Annotated in this window: 18 protein-coding genes, 1 tRNA gene and 2 pseudogenes; 10 read left to right on the forward strand and 11 right to left on the reverse strand. The window is 44.2% G+C overall.

Annotation, left to right across the window (positions count from 1 at the left end; genetic code table 11):
* The 8 genes from tnpA to BMI79_RS14925 form a co-directional block, all read right to left on the reverse strand.
* The coding region (gene tnpA / locus BMI79_RS24600; RefSeq protein ID WP_425272352.1) for an IS66 family insertion sequence element accessory protein TnpA at positions 1 to 150 on the reverse strand (150 nt) is incomplete at its 3' end.
* Between the two features lie 251 nt (positions 151 to 401).
* A complete protein-coding gene (locus tag BMI79_RS14895) occupies positions 402 to 2,069 on the reverse strand; it encodes a hypothetical protein (RefSeq protein WP_076942926.1) in 1,668 nt (555 codons plus the stop codon).
* A gap of 48 nt (positions 2,070 to 2,117) precedes the next feature.
* Entirely contained in the window at positions 2,118 to 3,215 is a 1,098-nt protein-coding gene (locus BMI79_RS14900) for a DUF4297 domain-containing protein (RefSeq protein ID WP_076942927.1), read from the reverse strand.
* Between the two features lie 155 nt (positions 3,216 to 3,370).
* Positions 3,371 to 4,630: a tyrosine-type recombinase/integrase gene (locus tag BMI79_RS14905; RefSeq protein WP_076942928.1), complete on the reverse strand. Its 1,260-nt coding sequence runs from the start codon at positions 4,628 to 4,630 to the stop codon at positions 3,371 to 3,373.
* 295 nt (positions 4,631 to 4,925) lie between these two features.
* The gene (locus BMI79_RS14910) at positions 4,926 to 6,647 is read right to left on the reverse strand and encodes an ATP-binding protein (RefSeq protein ID WP_076942929.1); all 1,722 of its coding nucleotides are present in this window, start codon (positions 6,645 to 6,647) and stop codon (positions 4,926 to 4,928) included.
* Positions 6,647 to 7,951: an SIR2 family protein gene (locus BMI79_RS14915; RefSeq protein WP_076942930.1), complete on the reverse strand. Its 1,305-nt coding sequence runs from the start codon at positions 7,949 to 7,951 to the stop codon at positions 6,647 to 6,649. Before BMI79_RS14915 ends, BMI79_RS14910 begins: the two co-directional genes overlap by 1 nt.
* Positions 7,952 to 8,113: 162 nt before the next feature.
* Positions 8,114 to 8,437 carry a helix-turn-helix domain-containing protein gene (locus BMI79_RS14920; RefSeq protein WP_076942931.1) on the reverse strand — a complete coding sequence of 108 codons (324 nt, stop codon included), beginning with the start codon at positions 8,435 to 8,437 and terminating at the stop codon, positions 8,114 to 8,116.
* Positions 8,421 to 8,780 carry a type II toxin-antitoxin system RelE/ParE family toxin gene (locus BMI79_RS14925; protein WP_076942932.1) on the reverse strand — a complete coding sequence of 120 codons (360 nt, stop codon included), beginning with the start codon at positions 8,778 to 8,780 and terminating at the stop codon, positions 8,421 to 8,423. Before BMI79_RS14925 ends, BMI79_RS14920 begins: the two co-directional genes overlap by 17 nt.
* A 980-nt stretch (positions 8,781 to 9,760) precedes the next feature.
* On the opposite strand from BMI79_RS14925, the gene BMI79_RS14930 reads away from it, so the two are divergent.
* From BMI79_RS14930 to BMI79_RS24315, 6 genes and pseudogenes are all read left to right on the forward strand, one after another.
* Positions 9,761 to 10,639, forward strand: coding sequence for an integrase domain-containing protein (locus tag BMI79_RS14930; RefSeq protein ID WP_076942933.1), 879 nt, complete (start codon positions 9,761 to 9,763; stop codon positions 10,637 to 10,639).
* Between the two features lie 2 nt (positions 10,640 to 10,641).
* Positions 10,642 to 10,842: a helix-turn-helix transcriptional regulator gene (locus BMI79_RS14935; protein ID WP_076942934.1), complete on the forward strand. Its 201-nt coding sequence runs from the start codon at positions 10,642 to 10,644 to the stop codon at positions 10,840 to 10,842.
* Positions 10,839 to 11,126, forward strand: a pseudogene (locus tag BMI79_RS24300) (ash family protein); the annotation flags it as partial. The gene BMI79_RS14935 and the pseudogene BMI79_RS24300, both read left to right, overlap by 4 nt.
* Before the next feature lie 66 nt (positions 11,127 to 11,192).
* Positions 11,193 to 11,369: a hypothetical protein gene (locus tag BMI79_RS24305; protein ID WP_231566271.1), complete on the forward strand. Its 177-nt coding sequence runs from the start codon at positions 11,193 to 11,195 to the stop codon at positions 11,367 to 11,369.
* Positions 11,362 to 12,198: pseudogene (locus tag BMI79_RS24310) on the forward strand (primase-helicase zinc-binding domain-containing protein); the annotation flags it as partial. The gene BMI79_RS24305 and the pseudogene BMI79_RS24310, both read left to right, overlap by 8 nt.
* Positions 12,199 to 12,309: 111 nt before the next feature.
* Positions 12,310 to 13,398 carry a helicase RepA family protein gene (locus tag BMI79_RS24315; RefSeq protein WP_241680040.1) on the forward strand — a complete coding sequence of 363 codons (1,089 nt, stop codon included), beginning with the start codon at positions 12,310 to 12,312 and terminating at the stop codon, positions 13,396 to 13,398.
* Between the two features lie 213 nt (positions 13,399 to 13,611).
* Here the strand turns inward: BMI79_RS24315 and BMI79_RS14950 are convergent, their stop codons facing one another.
* Positions 13,612 to 13,872: a helix-turn-helix domain-containing protein gene (locus BMI79_RS14950; protein ID WP_076942937.1), complete on the reverse strand. Its 261-nt coding sequence runs from the start codon at positions 13,870 to 13,872 to the stop codon at positions 13,612 to 13,614.
* Between the two features lie 118 nt (positions 13,873 to 13,990).
* Between BMI79_RS14950 and BMI79_RS14955 the strand changes: the two genes are divergently transcribed.
* Positions 13,991 to 14,245, forward strand: coding sequence for a helix-turn-helix transcriptional regulator (locus tag BMI79_RS14955; protein WP_076942938.1), 255 nt, complete (start codon positions 13,991 to 13,993; stop codon positions 14,243 to 14,245).
* Positions 14,246 to 14,317: 72 nt separating this feature from the next.
* Positions 14,318 to 14,953: a hypothetical protein gene (locus BMI79_RS14960; protein WP_076942939.1), complete on the forward strand. Its 636-nt coding sequence runs from the start codon at positions 14,318 to 14,320 to the stop codon at positions 14,951 to 14,953.
* Between the two features lie 72 nt (positions 14,954 to 15,025).
* Here BMI79_RS14960 and BMI79_RS14965 read toward each other — a convergent pair whose 3' ends face one another.
* Together BMI79_RS14965 and BMI79_RS14970 are read right to left on the reverse strand one after the other, a co-directional pair.
* The gene (locus tag BMI79_RS14965; protein WP_076942940.1) at positions 15,026 to 16,279 is read right to left on the reverse strand and encodes a tyrosine-type recombinase/integrase; all 1,254 of its coding nucleotides are present in this window, start codon (positions 16,277 to 16,279) and stop codon (positions 15,026 to 15,028) included.
* Between the two features lie 218 nt (positions 16,280 to 16,497).
* A tRNA-Leu gene (locus BMI79_RS14970) sits at positions 16,498 to 16,582 on the reverse strand.
* 487 nt (positions 16,583 to 17,069) lie between these two features.
* On the opposite strand from BMI79_RS14970, the gene BMI79_RS14975 reads away from it, so the two are divergent.
* On the forward strand, positions 17,070 to 17,837 hold the full coding sequence (locus tag BMI79_RS14975) for a DeoR/GlpR family DNA-binding transcription regulator (RefSeq protein ID WP_076942941.1): 768 nt from the start codon (positions 17,070 to 17,072) through the stop codon (positions 17,835 to 17,837).
* A gap of 35 nt (positions 17,838 to 17,872) precedes the next feature.
* The gene (gene denD / locus BMI79_RS14980) at positions 17,873 to 18,835 is read left to right on the forward strand and encodes a D-erythronate dehydrogenase (RefSeq protein WP_076942942.1); all 963 of its coding nucleotides are present in this window, start codon (positions 17,873 to 17,875) and stop codon (positions 18,833 to 18,835) included.

Raw genomic sequence — 18,835 nt, forward strand, 5'->3', positions numbered from 1 at the left:
GGTGGCCGGGTTCAGGTCATGCAGTCGGCAATAATGCTTTTTAGACAATCCACTCTGTTGCCAGGCGTCGAGATGTTGTTGCCGTTCACTGTGAGAATACTGTTTTGTCATATTTTGCCTCAGGTTCATTGTATTGAATGAAGGCAGCATGTGGCAGCAGAGTTTTGTTAACAATATGAGTTCGCCGGACGCTTACCATGATTTTGCCTGTTTATTGTGACTATTTTTCTTCCCGCCGTGCCAGCGCTGGCGCGGCGTTGGTGCCTTCATGCACCTGCATTAAAAGCGGCCTATGAAGCGGGCAGGCGTGGCGGGGATAGCATTACGCGTCAGCCTGTTTCAAGCAATTAATCTACATATCGCCATGCGTTGGATATAAAAGACCTTTCAATTGAGATTGATCATATAAAAAGAAATTGATCTTCAAGGTCTTTTGCTTCTTCATACTCAGAAGCTGAAAGTATTTTCCTTTCGTCCAGACGAATGATTTTTGCATCTTTTGAAAGAGTCGCCAACGCACTATGTTGCATTGCACAAATAATGTATTGCTTGTTCTCAGTAACCCCTCTAGCAATCGCCTCAACTATTTTATTATAGTTCTCAGTAGATTGTTCCTGTTGATTAGGGGTGTCAATAACAAGAGGCGGAACCATTTCATGACAATGCTCTGAAATATGCTCATATAAAGCCAAGTAATATCCTAAAACTGCTCTTGCATCTTCAGCAGCACCTCCAACCTCATATATTTTGTTATAATCGAGTGGACTCTTTATAAGAGATGCGTCAATATTAACCTTTAATTTTGTTATGTACTTAAAGAATGTGTTCGCAAAATTTTCTTTTATGGCACTTCTTTTTTCCTTTGTGATTAAATCTTTTTGAGTCTTTTTTAATCCCTTCTCTTTTACCTTTTTGGTTTCAAGAACAGCCGCTTTTTTTTCAACAATAACTTCAACTTGCTTATCTACATTATTAGTTGTAAACTCTAAAAACTCTTTCGAATTACTTGATTCGAATGCTAGTTGCACATTTAATAGTTTTTCTTTTAGCTCTAAAAGCATCCTATTTAAATCAGTCAAATTATCTTGAAGGTGTAACTTTTCATTCAGTAGTAAAGATAATTGTCTTTCAGCTTTTTCTTTGTCAATAAGAATGCTACTTCTGTGAGCTATAGAGTTCTCGTGAATTGTTCCACACGTAGGGCACTCAATACTTCCTTCATTCATATTCTCCACAGAAAAGATGTAATCTTTATCCAACTCTCTGATTATGGACTCAGCAAGTTTTAATTGCGAATCAAGGCCAATTATATCAACTTTTAATTTGGATGATTCTTCTAAGTTATATTTAATCAACTCTTCATACTTTAACATCTCACTAGCTAAGCTTTCATAATCAGCAGTATAATCCTGCTGAATGATATTGTTTTTTAAAATCGCAACAGCACTTGACAATTCATTAATATTATTTTCAACCTCATCCACTTGCGCTTTAACTTCATAGATATCCTCTTCAATGACGAAATGCTCCTTCGAAATAAGGCCACTATGATACGATATTACAGGCTGTGCCCATTTACTATACTGCTGCAGATTTGAAAATGAATCCCAGGGTTTTACCCATGTTCTTTTCTGGTCAATATAGAAAGGCAAAAAATAATATGCGGGAGGAGGAATTTCCAAATCAAAACTATTTTTTTTAGGCAGTAATACATCAAAATTTACTAACTCTGCGAATATCGCCGCAAAATAACCTGTAATTTTATCATAAACTTTCAATGGTTGGCCGTATTTTCGAAGGCTTATTTCATTTTTATAACGGTGAATAGAATATGGCTCACCATCAATACTAAAGCTAATAATGGATGAGCAATCCAATTCTTTCCAACCACTGGAAAAAAAAGGCTCACAACCAAATGACCAAAAAATCATTTTAGCTAACGTCGATTTACCAACGCTATTACCGTCATCAGCTGTTATTAGAGTCAGATTCCTTCCGAACTCGAATTGCCTCGCGGATTTTGTTGAATGAGATATTATTGTTATTTTCTCTAAAATTAATTTTCTCATATAATTTCTTCCTTAAATTCCTAATCAATAATTTATAGTTTTTTTCCATTACATTTCACTCGATATAACTTCATATATAATTGCAGCTATCAAAGATCTTTCTGAGTCAAATAAAGATATTGTTTTCTTTGGTATTTCAACATAGAGTCTTTGGAGGGAGTCGTATGTTATATTATCACTTAACTTGCTTCGATTGTTAACAATAACTTCTTGGATGCTCTTTTGAACTTCTAACATTGCTAATGAGGGGGATAAAACTCGCAAAGAATATATATTAACCTCTTTTAATAACTTACCCTTTTCTAAACCACTAATAGCCAAGTCATTAATAATATATTTGGCAGCCTCAAGATCGACTCCAGAATTTTCTCCAGATATACCCTTTGTCACTACTTTATGTACGTCATCAAAAGTTAATGCTTTTTTAACAAGCACTTCATCCCATTTATCATAATCAAAAGTATCTTTACCTCGAATTCTAAGCGCATCCATTAAAACCCTATAAATATCTTTTGGTTTCAGTAAATGTTTAGGGAATACAACTTCAACACTATCAGTAATTCTTGTTATTGTGTGTTCATAATAACTTTGAAGTGGTATATCAGAATAAATAAACCTAATTATTTCTTTTGGGAAAGAATCGAACTCATCAATTTCTTTATTTAGATTATTTGTAATCGAAGATAAATCAGCTGAGTTCAATTCAGACAAGCCCATAGCTCTCAATTTCAATCCATCTTTAGGAGAAAAATTGAAACCTATTGTGCTTACAAAATTTAATTCAGTAACTTTCCCCAAATAACCTTTTTTATGGACGGAAGAGCATAATTTTCCTAAAAGAGAAGGTTTTTCACCGTTTTTCCCTTTATCTCGTTTAGTAAGATTATTAATCGTATAACTACCTGAAGAGTTGGCTTTAACTTGATTAAAAGTGAACTTAACTTTTTCTTTATCGAGAGAATCTGCAATAATTATATCTTCATGATATTCCATGAATACAGCGAAATCTTTAGCATTTCTGTACGCTGAAAAGGCCTGACATAAAGCCCAATGATATTGATATTCAAAACGGTCATAGGAGTCAGAACCAGCGGACTCTCGCTGAGGTGATGCAAGTGGGTTATCCATTTCTATTTCGCTATCCATCACATTTCCTCGAACGTTTAACTCAATGTGTCATTCAAAAAGACTATCAAGAAAAACTGGATTTGGAAGAAAAAAAGATCGTTTATCTATCCAACTCACAGCATAGCTACTAAAATTTTTATCGAAAAACCTAACTCAATGATATAAAAGGGTTATTATTTATAACCTCGTGCAAACTCATATGGTGCGATCTGACATTGACGACAACCTTCAAGATAATCGGCCCACCACTGCACCATCAATCTACGTTCATCCAAATGCTCAGAGGTATGAATATATGCCGCACGTACATTATTACGCTCTGAATGACTCAACTGCCGTTCAATAGCGTCATCACTCCATAACCCTGACTCACCTAACGCACCACGTGCCATCGTCCTAAAACCATGCCCACAGACCTCAGTTTTCGTATCATATCCCATAGCACGCAATGCGCTGTTTACGGTGTTTTCACTCATGACCTTAGTCGCGTCGTGATCCCCTGGAAAAAGCAACTCTTTATCACCACTGATTTGTTTAAGCTGCTCTAACAAAACTATCGCCTGTCGGCTAAGAGGAACGATATGCTCCTCTTTCATCTTCATGCCACGGTACGAGTAACGCACGCCTTTAATTTCTTCTCGTTTTGCCGGTATACGCCAAAGAGATTTATCAAAGTCGAATTCATCCCAACGCGCGAAGCGTAACTCACTAGAGCGCACAAAAGTTAATAAGGAAAGCTCGACAGCGATCCGCGTCATCATACGACCACGAAATGCAGCAAGACGGGCAAGAAACTCAGGGAAACGACTAGAAGGTAGCGCAGGGTAGTGCCGCGCTTTGGTTGTCGATAATGCACCGGCCATGTCACTAGCTGGATTAGAGTCGATGTAATCGTTCTGCACAGCATAACGCATTATACCCGTGACGCGCTGTTGCAGGCGCTGTGCAACATCATGTTTACCGCTGGCATCAACTTTTTTAATCGGGGCTAACAGGTGGCTGGTTTTGAGCTGACGAATATCAGACGAACCGATATGAGGAAAGATATAAAGCTCAAGATAACGGAGAACGCGCGATCGATGGTCTTCACTCCACCGCTTGTTGTTAGCATGCCATTCGCGAGCGATGGTTTCGAAAGTATATGCTCCAGCATTCTCAGCCTGAGCTTCCTTCTGTTCGGCTTTTGGGTCGATACCCTGCACTAGTAGCTTTTTAGCTTCATCGCGCTTTGCTCTTGCCTCAGCAAGCGTCACGGTAGGCCAAACACCAAAAGCGAGACGATCTTCTTTTTTGTCAGAGGGGCGTCTATATTTCATGCGCCAATATTTGGAGCCTTTTGCCGAAACCTCAAGATACAAACCGCCACCATCGGCCAATTTGTAGGTTTTGTCTTTGGGCTTGGCGGTCTCGACCTGTCTGGCATTGAGCTTCATTTGGGGGCACATTTCTAATCGAAGTTGAATGCCCCCGATTATGCCCCCGATTATGCCCCCAGTGGTAGCCGGATTGCAACGGATGTGCTCGGACTATTTAGGACAAAAAAAAAGCCTTTCGGCTTTCTTTTTAATAACTTATGGACTGTTACGTACGTTCTCGAACTACTTAATGGTGCGAAGGCCGGACTCGTCATTATCATATAATGTACTAATTTTCATTAATTAATCTTAATAAAAAATAAAATCGACCACCAATTTGACCCCCAGAATACCTCGCACCATATGAATTTGATTAATTTTTGCTCCAAATATTTTGAAAACTAGGAGAATCAGATTTTGGAGGATATACCGGTTTTCCTATCTGTATTGTCATAGGGATAGGAAAATCGACGCCAACAAGAGCAATTTCTCCCTGCTTTAAACTGGGTAAAAATGCTGCCGCAGCCCTGTCAATTTCTCCACAAGCTCTTTCAACAACCTCTCTATCTCGATCATTAGTTAATCGATGAACGAGAAGCGTTCCAATTTGACTTAAAACCCCTTCAGTAATATCTCTTGGCCTCTGCGTTGTAAGACATATATTCAGGCCATATTTTCTACCTTCTTTAGCAATCATTTCGAATGCGTCTAATTTTACCGAGTGATCCTCTGAGCCAACTCTTTTACCTAAGAAATTATGGGCCTCATCAACGATAACTAATAATGGCTGCTTTCGAAATGATTCAGATCTAGCTAATATAAGCAACTTTCTTCCTATAACATTAGCTAATATCTCACGGGCATAAAATTCATAACTAACATCACTAAGGCAAAGACGTAAAACTCTTTTATCTCCATTTAAAAAATCATCAAAAACCTCACCAAGACTACTAAGAGTTTCATCCCCATGAAATACTGACTTTAAAGAAGGTGAGTAAATTACAGCCTGAATTCTAGTCAGAAGTGATGAGCAATAGCCAAGATCATTATTAGCCGCCCCCCACGAATCTTGATTATCCCAACAACATTCTTGAATTATTTGTGGTATTATTTTTGTCACATCAAATGGTTGAGATGGATTATCAACCAACTTGGAGTTACCACTAGTATTTAATGCCCTTCGGTAATCTGTTTTAGGTTGATTTATTTTAATTAAAACCCCATTAGTTGCTATCCTTGGATCAAGTGTAACTAGACGTAAACTTTTAATGGCTTCTTTTAATTTTGGTCCCTGAACCTTACCTGAAGGATCAAACATTGCGATAAAATCTGATTCAACAAAATCAGTTGGAGGTATCCGAAATTCGATAGAATTATCATGAGAATTTAAAGGGTTACCAATATGATAGTGGATGACATTATCTGAATCAAAAGATCTATATTCACTTGTAGCATCTATGATAACTATTTTTGAACCTTTATAATTTGAACATTCTTCTATGATCTTGGATGTTGTCCAACTTTTACCACCTCCAGTTGCCCCTAAGATAGCACAATGCCTACCAAATAACTTCTCAGGAGTAACTCGAACAAAACTATCTATCCCGCCAGAAATCACACCTAAATTAATAGAAATGTTATTATTATCTGCTTCATTAATTCCTTTATTTATTAACTCAGGAATTAGTGAAATAAACTCTAATGGGGCAGAAAAAACTCTATCCCCGAGTCTAGGGAATGACTTTATACCAGACTCTACTTTCAGATCTGATATATTAATAGAACCAAGTAGTTGTATGTAGCCTATTGCATCAATATTATCTTTCCCTGTTGAACGCTCAGAAACCTCATTACGATCTCTTTCAGGTAGTTTCACTTCAATCATCCGACCTAGAATGATTGACTGCTGACCTTCAATTAATAATATTTCACCAACCTCACCTTTACCATATCTGTTTCCATGAATATAACTTCCACTTACACTTCCTGCATGAGTCAGATTTACTCTGACCGCCTGAGCTGAAACCGAAGATACAACGCCAACCTTTAGATCACTACGCAGTATTCCTGTAGAAATGAAATCTTGATTATCCACTATCGTTCTCCCCCTGCTTGCTTTATTGCTTTTGCTAACTGGTCAGCGGGAGTCAATGCTTTTAAGTTAGGTATCAAGCGAACAAAATCCTTAAATGAGGAATTTACGAAAAATATATCATACCCATTCAATGCTAATTCTGAAAAGAGTTTCCAATATTTACTTGAGCCATTCTCCCCGTCATTCTCAATATGTGTGGCGCACTTAAAATCAGCAACAATTAATCTTAGGCTAGGATTTGATTTTATAGCTGAGTAAATAGGTTCTGAAAGATGATCATCATTAAACCCAAAACCAGAAATCACTAAGCAACTATTTTTTCCCCTTAATGAATCAAGAAATCTTGACAACAACTCAAGATGAGGCTGTATAAACGCTTGCTGATACTTTCCTTTTGCAGGATAAATTAAACATACAGAACTTGCTGATGGTTCATTATTCTCATATATTCCACCATCATTTCTCGACCAACTAACTGAACCATGTAGTTTATATAACTGAAAAACACCCTCTATAAATTCGTGCTCATTCTCATCCCTCTTTATAACATCATAATTAAAATATTTACCATCGAATTTTCTTTTCCCTGTATATGAAAACCCATCAATCACCATCATACCAAGATCAGATGCAGATGTTTCAAAAGTCATATCATAATTTGTAGTAAAGACTTTTAATCGAGGGTCTCTTACTCGACGCCTCGCCATTTTCTGCAATAACATCATATATGATGATAAGTTACTTTTTCCTGAAGTTATGAATTTTTGACATTGATCTAATATTATAGATTTAACTTCATTTAAAAAATCAGACACGGCTTTATCGTTATGAAACGATAAATAAGCATCACATTGTGATAAGAAATGTTCGATATTAGGATATTCTTTTTCAGAATATTTTACTTTATCACATACTTTAAAAGCCGTTTCTTTCAGGCAGCCATAATCAACATCATCTTTTTTTGCTGATGGGTTCTTCCACATAGCTTGAACCCACAGATCCCACATGCTTGGACCACCTACCTCCCCTAAAGAAGTCCCACTACCGGCAAAGAATGATAAATTTGGTAACTGGAGAGAGCGAAGTAGAATATCATTAAAATAATTTCGGTTATCTTTAATAATGTCCTTATCTGAATCCGTTAGTGGCGCTGGCGGTATAAATTCATCATTATCACCAATCAAGTCTAAGCCAATATCAACTTTCTGATCTCGCCAAAAAATGAATGAGCTATCATCTAACGGCAGCCATTTTTTGCTTCCTGGCTTCATGAAAGAGATATATCCATCAGGATTGGTTTCCATCTACTACCCCTTGAATGTATGTGATTTTTTCAGAGTTATTTCACAAAATTAATTGAAAGAAATCAAAAAACACTTCCAATTAATATACTCAAATATGAATCTATATTTTCATTAAAAATCAATTTAATTACCACATTATATATAACCATTTTTTAATACAGATTATACCAACACCTTCAACCCATGTTTCTGCACCACACTAAGCAATTTCAGCGATAACCCACTAGGGCGCTTGACGCCGCTTTCCCATTTCTGCACCGTCGATACACTGGTATTCAGGTAGCTGGCAAAAACGGGTTGGCTGACGTTCAGCTTCTCACGCAGTGCCTTTATCTCAAGGGGTTGAAGATCCTCCACACTATTGAGGCATGTTTTATCAAAGTTGCGCATGGTTTCCTGTGGAATAGCATCAACGCTGAATAACCCAGAAGCCGCGCTGTGGATTGCTTCAAATGCAGGACTTTTGAATTTAGTTTTTGCGGTCATGGCAAATCTCCACCAGTTCTTTATTCTTGATCAATACCGTAATCTTTTCGTCAGCAAGACACGCATAATGCTTTGCCAACTCTCGGAATCCAGACAGTTCGCTATCATCGATGTTTGCCATGTCCTGTTTGGCATAAAGAAAGGTATAAAACCAATGATCTCCACCTTTAGCAAGGATGATGGCGCGATCGCGATTCTGGTTCAGGCGTTTTTTGTAAACTCCACCACCGAGATCGTCGGCTTTCCCTTCCATTACCGCATCAATAGCCCGGCACAAATCACTATCTTTAATAGCATGGGATTTAGCAGCTTTGGTGAACCATTTGGTTTTAAATACACGCATTAGGCTAACATCCTGTCACCTTAACTATAGCACTTGGTGCTAGATTACTCTCTTTAATCACAGAATAAAAGCACTTGAAGTCAGTAAAGCTTTGTCGTAATTTTATCCACGTTACTTCGCTGTCGATGACAGCAGCCAATGTTTCCAGTATCAGGATGATACGAGTGATCTGCGAGAAACGCCTTCGGGTGGTCACAAACCCAAAGTCATAAGGAATGGAGTGTGGTCTGAGACTGACGCTTTCGAGCGACCACTAAAAAGCTACCGAAACCTGAAAGGAAGCGCTTTAAGAGCGGTAACCCCCCTGAGCCTTTGAAAGCGGGGATCGCAGTAAATGCGATGAAGGTATACTTATCCCAGTGAAATGGCTAACAACAAGCATTTCTTAGCCGCCAGTATTGCCAGCCGAGGATACTGTGATTGGCTTTCAACCAAGTGACGACTAGCCATTATCAGGCAACGGCTTTCTAAGCCAGACCTGCTAAAGCGCAACTGTCATCACATCCTTAATCCGGGTTGCTCCGCTGCAACTCAGGTTATCTATACCCAAAATCTCTAGCGTCCAATAAACGCTGCTGGCTGCGCTCTGCTATGCCGAAAGGCATCTGCTAGCGCCTGCCCTGCTGCGTTTGGTGCACGGCGTCACTTTTACTTGTGAAAGTGACGCCGCAGCACGGACCCACTTCAGCCTTAGAGATACGCAACTTCACACAAAAGTCATGCATCTGACACACATGTTCTACGTCGGGCTGACCATTTTTTACAGGAGAGTTGAACTGATACCGAGGCAGGCCACAACGGCCTGAGGGGATACCTGCATCGCAGGAGGCTGCACAGAGTGCATTACCGATACCCCGCCATACCTCAACTGCTGCCGCTCTGGCGCACAGGTATCGTTCCAGGCAGATCATATTGATGCTTCTGCCGTTTAGCCCATGCGCCAGAGAAATGCAGCGTGTTGATATTGTGAGAAGTTTGCTATGAGTAAATTAAGCCGTGAAATGAAAATGCTGGCGAAGCAAGTCGGCGGTAGTTTTAAAACCGTGCATGATCGTACCCGCATTATGGATAGATTTTGCCGTCACCTGCTTGCGCTCAATATTCAGGTTCGTGATGTTCAACATCTAAAATCCAAGCATATCGAAAGCTATATTGCCGCTCGCCAATCGGCAGGTATCGCGATCCGTTCCCTTCATAACGAAATGTCGGCACTGCGCACGGTGTTTCAGATGGCGGGTAGGGAAAAGCTAGCCATGTCTGAACGTCTGACCAATAAAGCACTGGGATTAAGCGGAGCGAGCCGAGCAGGCACCAAGTTCGCGATCCCGGAAGAACGTTTCCAGGCCGTATTACAAAGCGCAAAACAGCATGACAAAGGGCTGGCTTGTGCTCTTCAACTTGCCCGGTTGCTGGGGTTACGTTCCCAAGAGGCGGTGCAATGTGCTAGCTCACTGAAAAAATGGGAGAAACAGCTTGAGCGCAATCAATCCACTCTCACCGTTGTTTTTGGTACGAAAGGTGGCAGGCCACGTGAAACGCGGATCATCGATCGCAAGGCGGTTCAGCAGGCGGTAAAAGACGCTTTACTGGTTGCTCAAACACGTAACGGCAAATTGATCGATAAACCCGATTTAAAAACCGCCATGAACTTCTGGCGCTCTCATACCGCACGCTTAGGGCTCACCGGCCATTATTCCCCACACAGCCTGCGCTACGCATGGGCGCAGGACGCTATCCGTTTCTACCTGTCACAGGGATTCTCTCGCAGTGAAGCCAGGGCGCTCACGTCAATGGATCTTGGGCACGGTGATGGTAGAGGGCGCTACGTTGAGCGCGTTTACAGCAGGAAGGAGGACTAATCATGGCGGATATCAAGTTGTTGCGCTTAACGGATGTGATGCAAAAAACCGGATTCAAGAAATCATGGATTTACCTTTTGATAAATCAGGGCGGTTTTCCTCCTGCGGTCAAAATCGGTTCCCGCTCTGTAGCTTGGGTGGAAAGCGAAGTGAACGCATGGATTGCTGAGCGTATCAACAAACGCGAGGAGTCGCTCAAATGATAAATTCTTATTTTTTTCTGGCGGGCCATTTACGATATAATGCCGATGCTGAGGCAAAATCCGCAGCCGGAATTGGCGTTCCGAATCCCCTGACGGTTCTCAAATACGCACACAGAGTGTATTTGAGAAATGCTCGTGCACACCTGTTGTCTATGGTAGTCCGGGCAGGGCTTCCGAAAGGAAGGCCGGTATCCGTTGGGGCCGGTACGCCAACCCTGTTCGGGCTACCACCCAATGGGCTTGGCGTCTCTGGTGGTAGCGTAAAAAATACCCCAACGGAGGCGGCCCTATGGCTACTACCCTTCCTTTTTTATACCCGCAATTCTTCATTTCTTCTGCGGGGGTGCATCATGTATGACCCCACACCGCTTACGCTGCAAGAACTCATCGATCAATGCAGGGCGTTGGCTTATGCCATTATCGAACTGAGTAATCCCCTCGCTAAAGAACTGCTGACGTTTATCCTGTGGGAGCGTCTCAACCAGTTGGACCAATCACTGGAAGCAGAGGTGCCTAACGATGAGTAAATTTGTCTCGGATATCGCCGCTAAATGCCGCCACCGCTGGCCGTCTGTTCTTGCTGCGCTGAATATCTCGATTCTACCAGGAGGAAAACACGGCCCTTGCCCTGCCTGCGGTGGGAAAGACCGCTTCCGCTTTGACGATAAACAAGGCCGGGGAACGTGGTTCTGTAATCAATGTGGTCATGGTGATGGGCTCGATCTGATCGCCCTGGTAAAGCAATGCGATCTGTCAGCCGCTGCAAAACTGGTGGCGAGTCTGACATTACCAGCATCCACAGCGCCAGCCAGGGAAAAAGCTGTTAACCGTTTACCACCTCAGGAAAAAATCCAGCATATGCTGGCCCATGCAAGCAGTGGTAAAAGCGCGTATCTGAAAGCCAAAGGACTATCCGCCATTCTTCCCTGCCTGACAGCACAACAAAAAATGCAAATCAGCGGCATTACATTCGATGAAGGTAGCCTTCTGCTAACGCTGCATCGTGTTTCCGGTGAGCTCACCGGCGCACAATTGATCAATGCCAGCGGGGAGAAACGGCTAATGCCAGGCTCTCAGTTAAAAGGTGCTTTTATCACGGTAAGTTTCCCAAAAGCACCTGAAACCATCGTGATCGCTGAAGGTTACGCTACCGGCCTTACTCTCAGCCAGACCACAACAGCGGCAGTTGTCGCGGCGGTTTCTGCCAACAACCTGATGAATGTCGCCAAAGCCTTACGCAATGAGTATCCCGAGGCCACCATTATTCTGGCGGGCGATCATGACATTCACACCGATGGTTCAACCAACATCGGTAAAGAGCTGGCAGAAAAGGCCGCGCTAGCCGTGGATGGCTGGGTTTCATTACCCCCTGCCACTACTCTCTGCGACTGGGATGATTTTCGCCAACAATACGGCCTTGAAGCCACCAAAACCGCTTTCAACCAACAACGCTATAAACCAAGTATCATGCCGATACCTCTTACCCGCATTGACTACACCGCACCGGAATTCAACACCTCACTTCCTCTGCGTAAAGGTTCTGACGGCTTTGATACGCGGCAGGATTACCTGATTAAAGGCTATTTACCCAGTTCGTCTGTTGCCAGTGCTTACGGTGCCAGCGGGTCTTATAAATCCTTCCTGGCTGTATCTTGGGGATGCCATATCGCCACTGGCAAACCCTGGGCTGGCAAACCGGTTACACAGGGAGCCGTGATTTATGTCGTCGGTGAAGGTGGGATCGGCGTTCCCCGCCGTATCCGGGCATGGGAGCAGACGATTAACGGCGGTAGCCCAATTGATGCGCTTTATCGCGTCGACTGCCCCATCTTTCCGGCTAGCCCGGAGAGCGTGCAACAGGTGATACAAGCCGCCAGCGATGTTAAGGCCGCAACCGGTATGCCAATTCGCCTGATCATTCTGGATACTCTCGCCCGCTGTTTTGGTGGTTCAGATGAGAACGCTGCCAAAGACATGGGCGCTTTCATTCAAGGGTGCGACTACATCAAAGCGGCAACGCAGGCCACGGTGTTAATTATTCACCACTCAGGTAAAGATCAGGACAAAGGCGCACGCGGCTCCAGCGCCTTTCGGGCCGCTTTGGATGTGGAGTTCAACGTGCGCCGTGAGGGTGATGGCGGCGCGTTGATCCTCAGTTGCACCAAAATGAAAGATGCAGAAGAGCCGTCACGACGCGCCTATGACCTGAATTCTGTCGACCTATACGTTGACGATGACGGTGACCTGATCACCTCACTGGTCCTGAACGATGAAGGCCGCGAAGTCAGGGAAGATGATGTCGCTAACGATCCCGATTTAGCCGGTATTTCTCGGCTGACGGAAAATCATGTCGCCCTGTGGCAAGCCATTCGTTCACGCACGGCCAGCGGTGATAGCTGCACCCGCGCCCTGGTTAGAGACGATATGAAAGCGATGGGATTTGATGTGTCCAAGAAGTTTGCCCGTTGGCTAGACAAGCTGGAAAAAGACGGCCTGATCGCATTCGACGGTGAGCACATCACACCGTTACCGCACCGAAACAAAGTGGGGGATTAACTGGGGGAGATGTGGGGGAATCTGGCTATCGGGTTTTAATATCCAGCATGTTCCCCCACTTCCCAAATGTATATATACGCTAAGTGGGGGAGATAAACTAACCATCTAATAAATAACACTTTTAAGTTAAACTCGGAAACAAGGTGGGGGAAGAAGTGGCCCACACTTAAGTGGGGGATAAAGTGGGGGAAACTCTTTCTGATCGCTCACCTATCATTCCCCCTTTTCTACTCTGGCCTTTCTATCAAGTAATCTCCCCGAATCATCAAAATAACGACTGGGCCAGATCTCCGCAGGGTGTATTTCAAGTGCGTTTGCCACAAGCCATTCCCCTTTCGGCCATGGGCGAGAAAGAACATTGCCGAGTGTTGACGAGCTTAGCCCTGCCGCACGTGATAACGCTGACATAGTGGTCCCTCTTTTCCGTAATGCGGCAATGATATCTGCCTGATGCCAATCTTTTTGTGGTGTCATACCTGCTCCCGTTAAGATCTCAAGTAAACGTACACCCTAAATACTAAGGATTACTTAGTATATTTTCAAGGCGCAAAGATGAGAATCGCGACAAGTCACGTTAAAAATCAGGATTCTTATGTTGCCTCATCGCTTAAAAGCTGCACGTTTAAAGGCTGGTTTGTCACAGGAACGCCTGGGTATCCTTGCTGGGATAGATGAGGCGACAGCCAGCGCCCGTATGAATCAATATGAGCGCGGTACGCACACGCCAGACTTTGAGCTAGCCTGCCGGTTAGCATCAGTTCTGGATATTCCAGCCTGCTATTTCTATGCGGTGGAAGACGATCTGGCGGATATGATACTTGCGTATTATAAATCGCGAACTGTTTAATATTATTTTAAGGTTAATAGCAGAGAGAAGCATTCTTTAGGAGTATAAACTTATTAAGGGAATTTAATAAAAATGATAGCAGAAATGGATTTTGTTAATTCAGTAATGGAAAATAAATTAAGCGCAGACATTGTAATATTAATTTTAGCTCTTTGGTTTCTCAAAGTTATTTTCAGCTCACCGAAAGAAACATTAAATATTATTGAGCATCTACGCACAAAGAAAATAAAATATCTTGAGGATCTATTAAAATTTACATCATTACATGATGATGATAAAAAGAAAATAGAGCAAGAGCAACGGAAACTAGCATTGCGGAAATTAACAAACATAAGGAATGTTAACAAGGTAATTCCATTGTTCGAGATTATAAAGAAGCAGGATCTTCCTGTTAAATTCTTCGAAAAATCAAGTCAATATATAAATAATAAAAATGGGAAGCTTACACTCGACACCGGATGGACATTTTGGCTATTTGATTGGTTATTCACTCGAGTAATTTCAATCATGATAATATCTCAGAGTAGTTTCATAGTTACATATTCAATTTTTCATGATGAAATAAAACCTCACATTTTCTTGCTCTTATTAATTATATTTGTGCCTTGCATAATATTTGGAGTGTACATTTGGAAAGCAAGCTTAACCAAATCAAAAATCAAAAACATAAAGCTAATGCTTGAAGAGAGTCAGCGGGATAACGAATAGGAATCTCGCTAACCTCTTATCGTTCTTATATGGTTGAAAAAGTAAGGTATTTGATTTTTTCAACCTTTTAATTTAATTCCTAAACTCATATGGCACCACATGCGCCTTGCGGTTCGCATCCAGATAATCCGCCCACCATTGCAGCATCAGCTTACGTTCTTCGATGTGTTCAGCCTTATGGATATAAGCCGCCCGCACGCTATTGCGTTCCTGGTGGCTCATTTGCCGCTCTACTGCGTCCTTTGACCACTGCCCAGACTCAACCAGTGCGCTACAGGCCATGGTGCGGAAACCATGCCCGCACAACTCAGTTGTGGTGTTATATCCCATGACGCGCAATGCATTATTGACGGTATTTTCACTCATGGGTTTGGTAGGACGATGATCGCCAGGGAAAATAAGCTCATGGTTGCCGCTAATCGCCTTGATCTCTTCCAACAGTGCTAAAGCCTGCCGGGATAAAGGCACCAAATGCTCGGTACGCATTTTTGCCCCACGTTGAGAGTGTTTTACACCCGGTATCGCTTCACGTTCAGCCGGTATGGTCCACATAGCACGTTTAAAGTCGATTTCAGTCCAACGGGCAAAGCGCAGTTCGCTGGAGCGGATAAAGACACATAGCGTTAACTTTAAGGCTAAGGTGGTCAACGTCCGCCCTTTATAGTGCTCAATCCTTGCCAGAAAATCCGGTAACCTCTCCAGTTTCAAAGCAGGTCGATGGGTGGCTTTTGGCGAAGCTAACGCCCCAGAGAGATCTTGGGCGGGATTACGCTCTATCAGATCGTTCTGTACGGCGTAGCGCATTATATCGGTCACCCGCTGACGCAGCCGTGACGCCAAATCGAGATGGCCGTTTTGCTCCACCACTTTCAACGGCTCAAGCAAGTCTTTGGCTTTCAGGTCAGCAATGTGGCGCTGCCCTATCGCCGGCAGAATATTGCGTTCCATGTCACGCCATACCCTTTCAGCATGCGTTTTTGACCAGCGATTCTGACTAATTTGCTGGAACCAGTCATGCGCCACTTTTTCGAAGGTATTCAGCGCAACCTGCGCTTCTTCTTTTTCTACTTCCCGTTTTTCTGCCGGGTTGATGCCATCGGCTAACAACAGCCGTACCTCATCGCGCTTCTCTCTGGCCTTGGCCAACGAGATCAGCGGATAGGCACCAAAAGCAATCCGGCTCTCCTTACCGGCAAAACGGTACTTGAGATACCAGCGCTTAGAGCCGTTAGGATTTACCAAAAGATACAGGCCATGCGCATCCGCGAGTTTGTAGGCTTTCTCGCGAGGCTTGGCGGTTCTAGCTACAACGTCTGTCAGGGCCATAATTGGGGGTCAACTCATTATCGAAGTGGGTTGACCCTCATCTTGACCCCCAAATCATCTGGATGTCAATGGACGAAAAAAGACCACCGTGGATAAAGTAGACAGCTCAGGGAAGTGCAATGGCGTATTAAATACGTTATTTAACAATAAGATATGGACGTTAATGGAGGATTATGGACATAAAAAAAGCCACCCTAAGGTGACTTAATTTCATACTATGGTGCCGAAGGCCGGACTCGAACCGGCACGTCTTTCAACGGTTGATTTTGAATCAACTGCGTCTACCGATTTCGCCACTTCGGCACAGGAAGCAGTATGCGGAAAACGTGGGCATTATACCTTCCCGCTTCTCGCACGCAACACTTATCAAGCATTCAATGAGTTGAATGTTGAAAAAAACGTCACCCGGTGGCTTTCTCTGCACTCTCTGCTTATTTATCACCCCCATTTTGCTTGTACGTTCACCAACCGAAAGAATGCCGTGGGTAACAACAATGCCGTTGCCAAACGCTGAAGGCCGGCAATCATCCTCACCGCGCAACCGGCGCGGCATGACGCCTTGCTGTTACACATCACATTATTCATCACAGCTTTATGTGACCCGAGGAAGTGCCAGATAACCATTTAACATATTGAATATAAACTTTTTTATTAAAAACCCCGCCCTAAGCTTCTGTGATAGCCATCGTTTATTTGTTAAACAAAATGATTAAACATTAACTTCCATAACAAAAAATAACAGCCATTGCGCAGCAACATCGCTCCAGCCCGCCGCTGCCGAGGAGAGAACATGATCCCATCGGAACGTCGCGATTTTATCTATCGCCATGTACATGAATATCAGTTGGTCACCATTGTGGCGCTGGCAGAGCTGATGAGCGTTTCACACATGACTGTTCGGCGCGATATTCATCAACTGGAAGAAGAAGGCAAAGTGATCAGCGTCAGCGGTGGTGTGCGCCTTAGCGACGCGCTGCGTCAGGAGCTGGCTTATAAAGAAAAAGCCCAGCTTCATCACCGCCAGAAACGGGCCATCGGCAAGTATGCCGCCGCAATGGTGGAAGATGGCCAGGTCGTTTATCTGGATGCCGGCACCACCAGCTTCGAGATCGCCCGCCATTTGGCGGAACGCTTCAATCTGACCGTCGTCACCAATGACTTTTCCATTATCCAGCACCTGATGAATCGCCCGCAGCTCAACCTGTTTCATACCGGCGGGCGTGTTGATCAACGCAATTTTTCCTGTGCAGGCAGCAGCGCCGCGATGCTGCTGCGCACCCTGAATATCGATATCGCCTTTATCAGCACCAGTTCCTGGGATCTGGAGCATGGTCTTTCTACACCCCATGAAGAAAAAGTCCTGGTGAAACAGGCACTGCTGGACGTGGCTCGGCGCAAAGTGCTGGTCTCCGACAGCAGTAAATATGGCAAGTACGGCATGTTCCGCGTCTGCCCCTTAACGGCGCTCGACGACATCGTCTGCGATGCCGCGCTGCCGCCGGATGCACTGCAACAGCTTAAAGAACGCGGTTTGCGGCTGCACAACATCAACCTCTGATAACAACAACCTCCCTATAGGGAAAGGACAACACCATGAAGGTCATCATTACCGGTGGAGCAGGTTTTCTGGGTCAGCGTTTAGCTACCGCATTACTGCGGGAGAATGTGCTGCCCTTCCGTGAATTGATTCTGGCAGATATCCAGCGGCCCAACGCGCCAGTGGACGATCCGCGCGTGCGCTGCCTGGCGCTGGATCTGACGCAGCCCGGTGCCGCCAGCCAGCTTATTGATAAGCACTGCAGCGTGCTGTTCCACCTGGCCGCCATCGTCAGCAGCCATGCAGAAAGCGATTTCGATCTCGGTATGCAGGTCAACTTCGACGCCACTCGCCAGCTATTAGAAGCCGCGCGGCATCATGCTCCGGCAATGAAGTTTATCTTCACCAGTTCGCTGGCGGTGTTTGGCGGCCAGCTCCCGCCGATGGTCAGCGATGATTGCGCTGTACTGCCGCAATCCTCCTACGGCACGCAAAAGGCCCTGTGTGAACTGCTGATCAACGACTACTCACGTAAAGGGTTTGTTGACGGGCGAGTATTGCGCCTGCCGACCATCAGCGTGCGCCCCGGCAAGCCAAATAAAGCGGCCTCGTCGTTTGCCAGCGGCATCATCCGTGAACCGCTTCATGGCGAATCGTCGATTTGCCCGGTTTCCCCCGATCTGGCCCTGTGGTTATCAAGCCCCGGTACCGTGATCGATAACTTTATTCATGCCGCTCAGCTTTCTGCCGCGCAGTTCGGTACCTCTCGTACCGTTAACCTGCCCGGCATCAGCGTCACCGTTCAACAGATGTTGCACGCGCTGGGCGCGGTGGCCGGTGAGCAGGCCCGTGCGCGGGTGAGTTTTGTGCCGGATGCCACTATCAATCGGATCGTCGCCAGTTGGCCGGGTCACTTCGACGTTCGCCGTGCGCTGGCGTTAGGGTTCTCTGTCGATGAAGACTTCCAGCAGATCATCAGCGCTTTTATGCGCGATGACATGTTGCAGGCGGGGAGCTGA

Origin of the sequence: Serratia oryzae, from assembly GCF_001976145.1 — a bacterium.
Taxonomy (GTDB): domain Bacteria; phylum Pseudomonadota; class Gammaproteobacteria; order Enterobacterales; family Enterobacteriaceae; genus Chania; species Chania oryzae.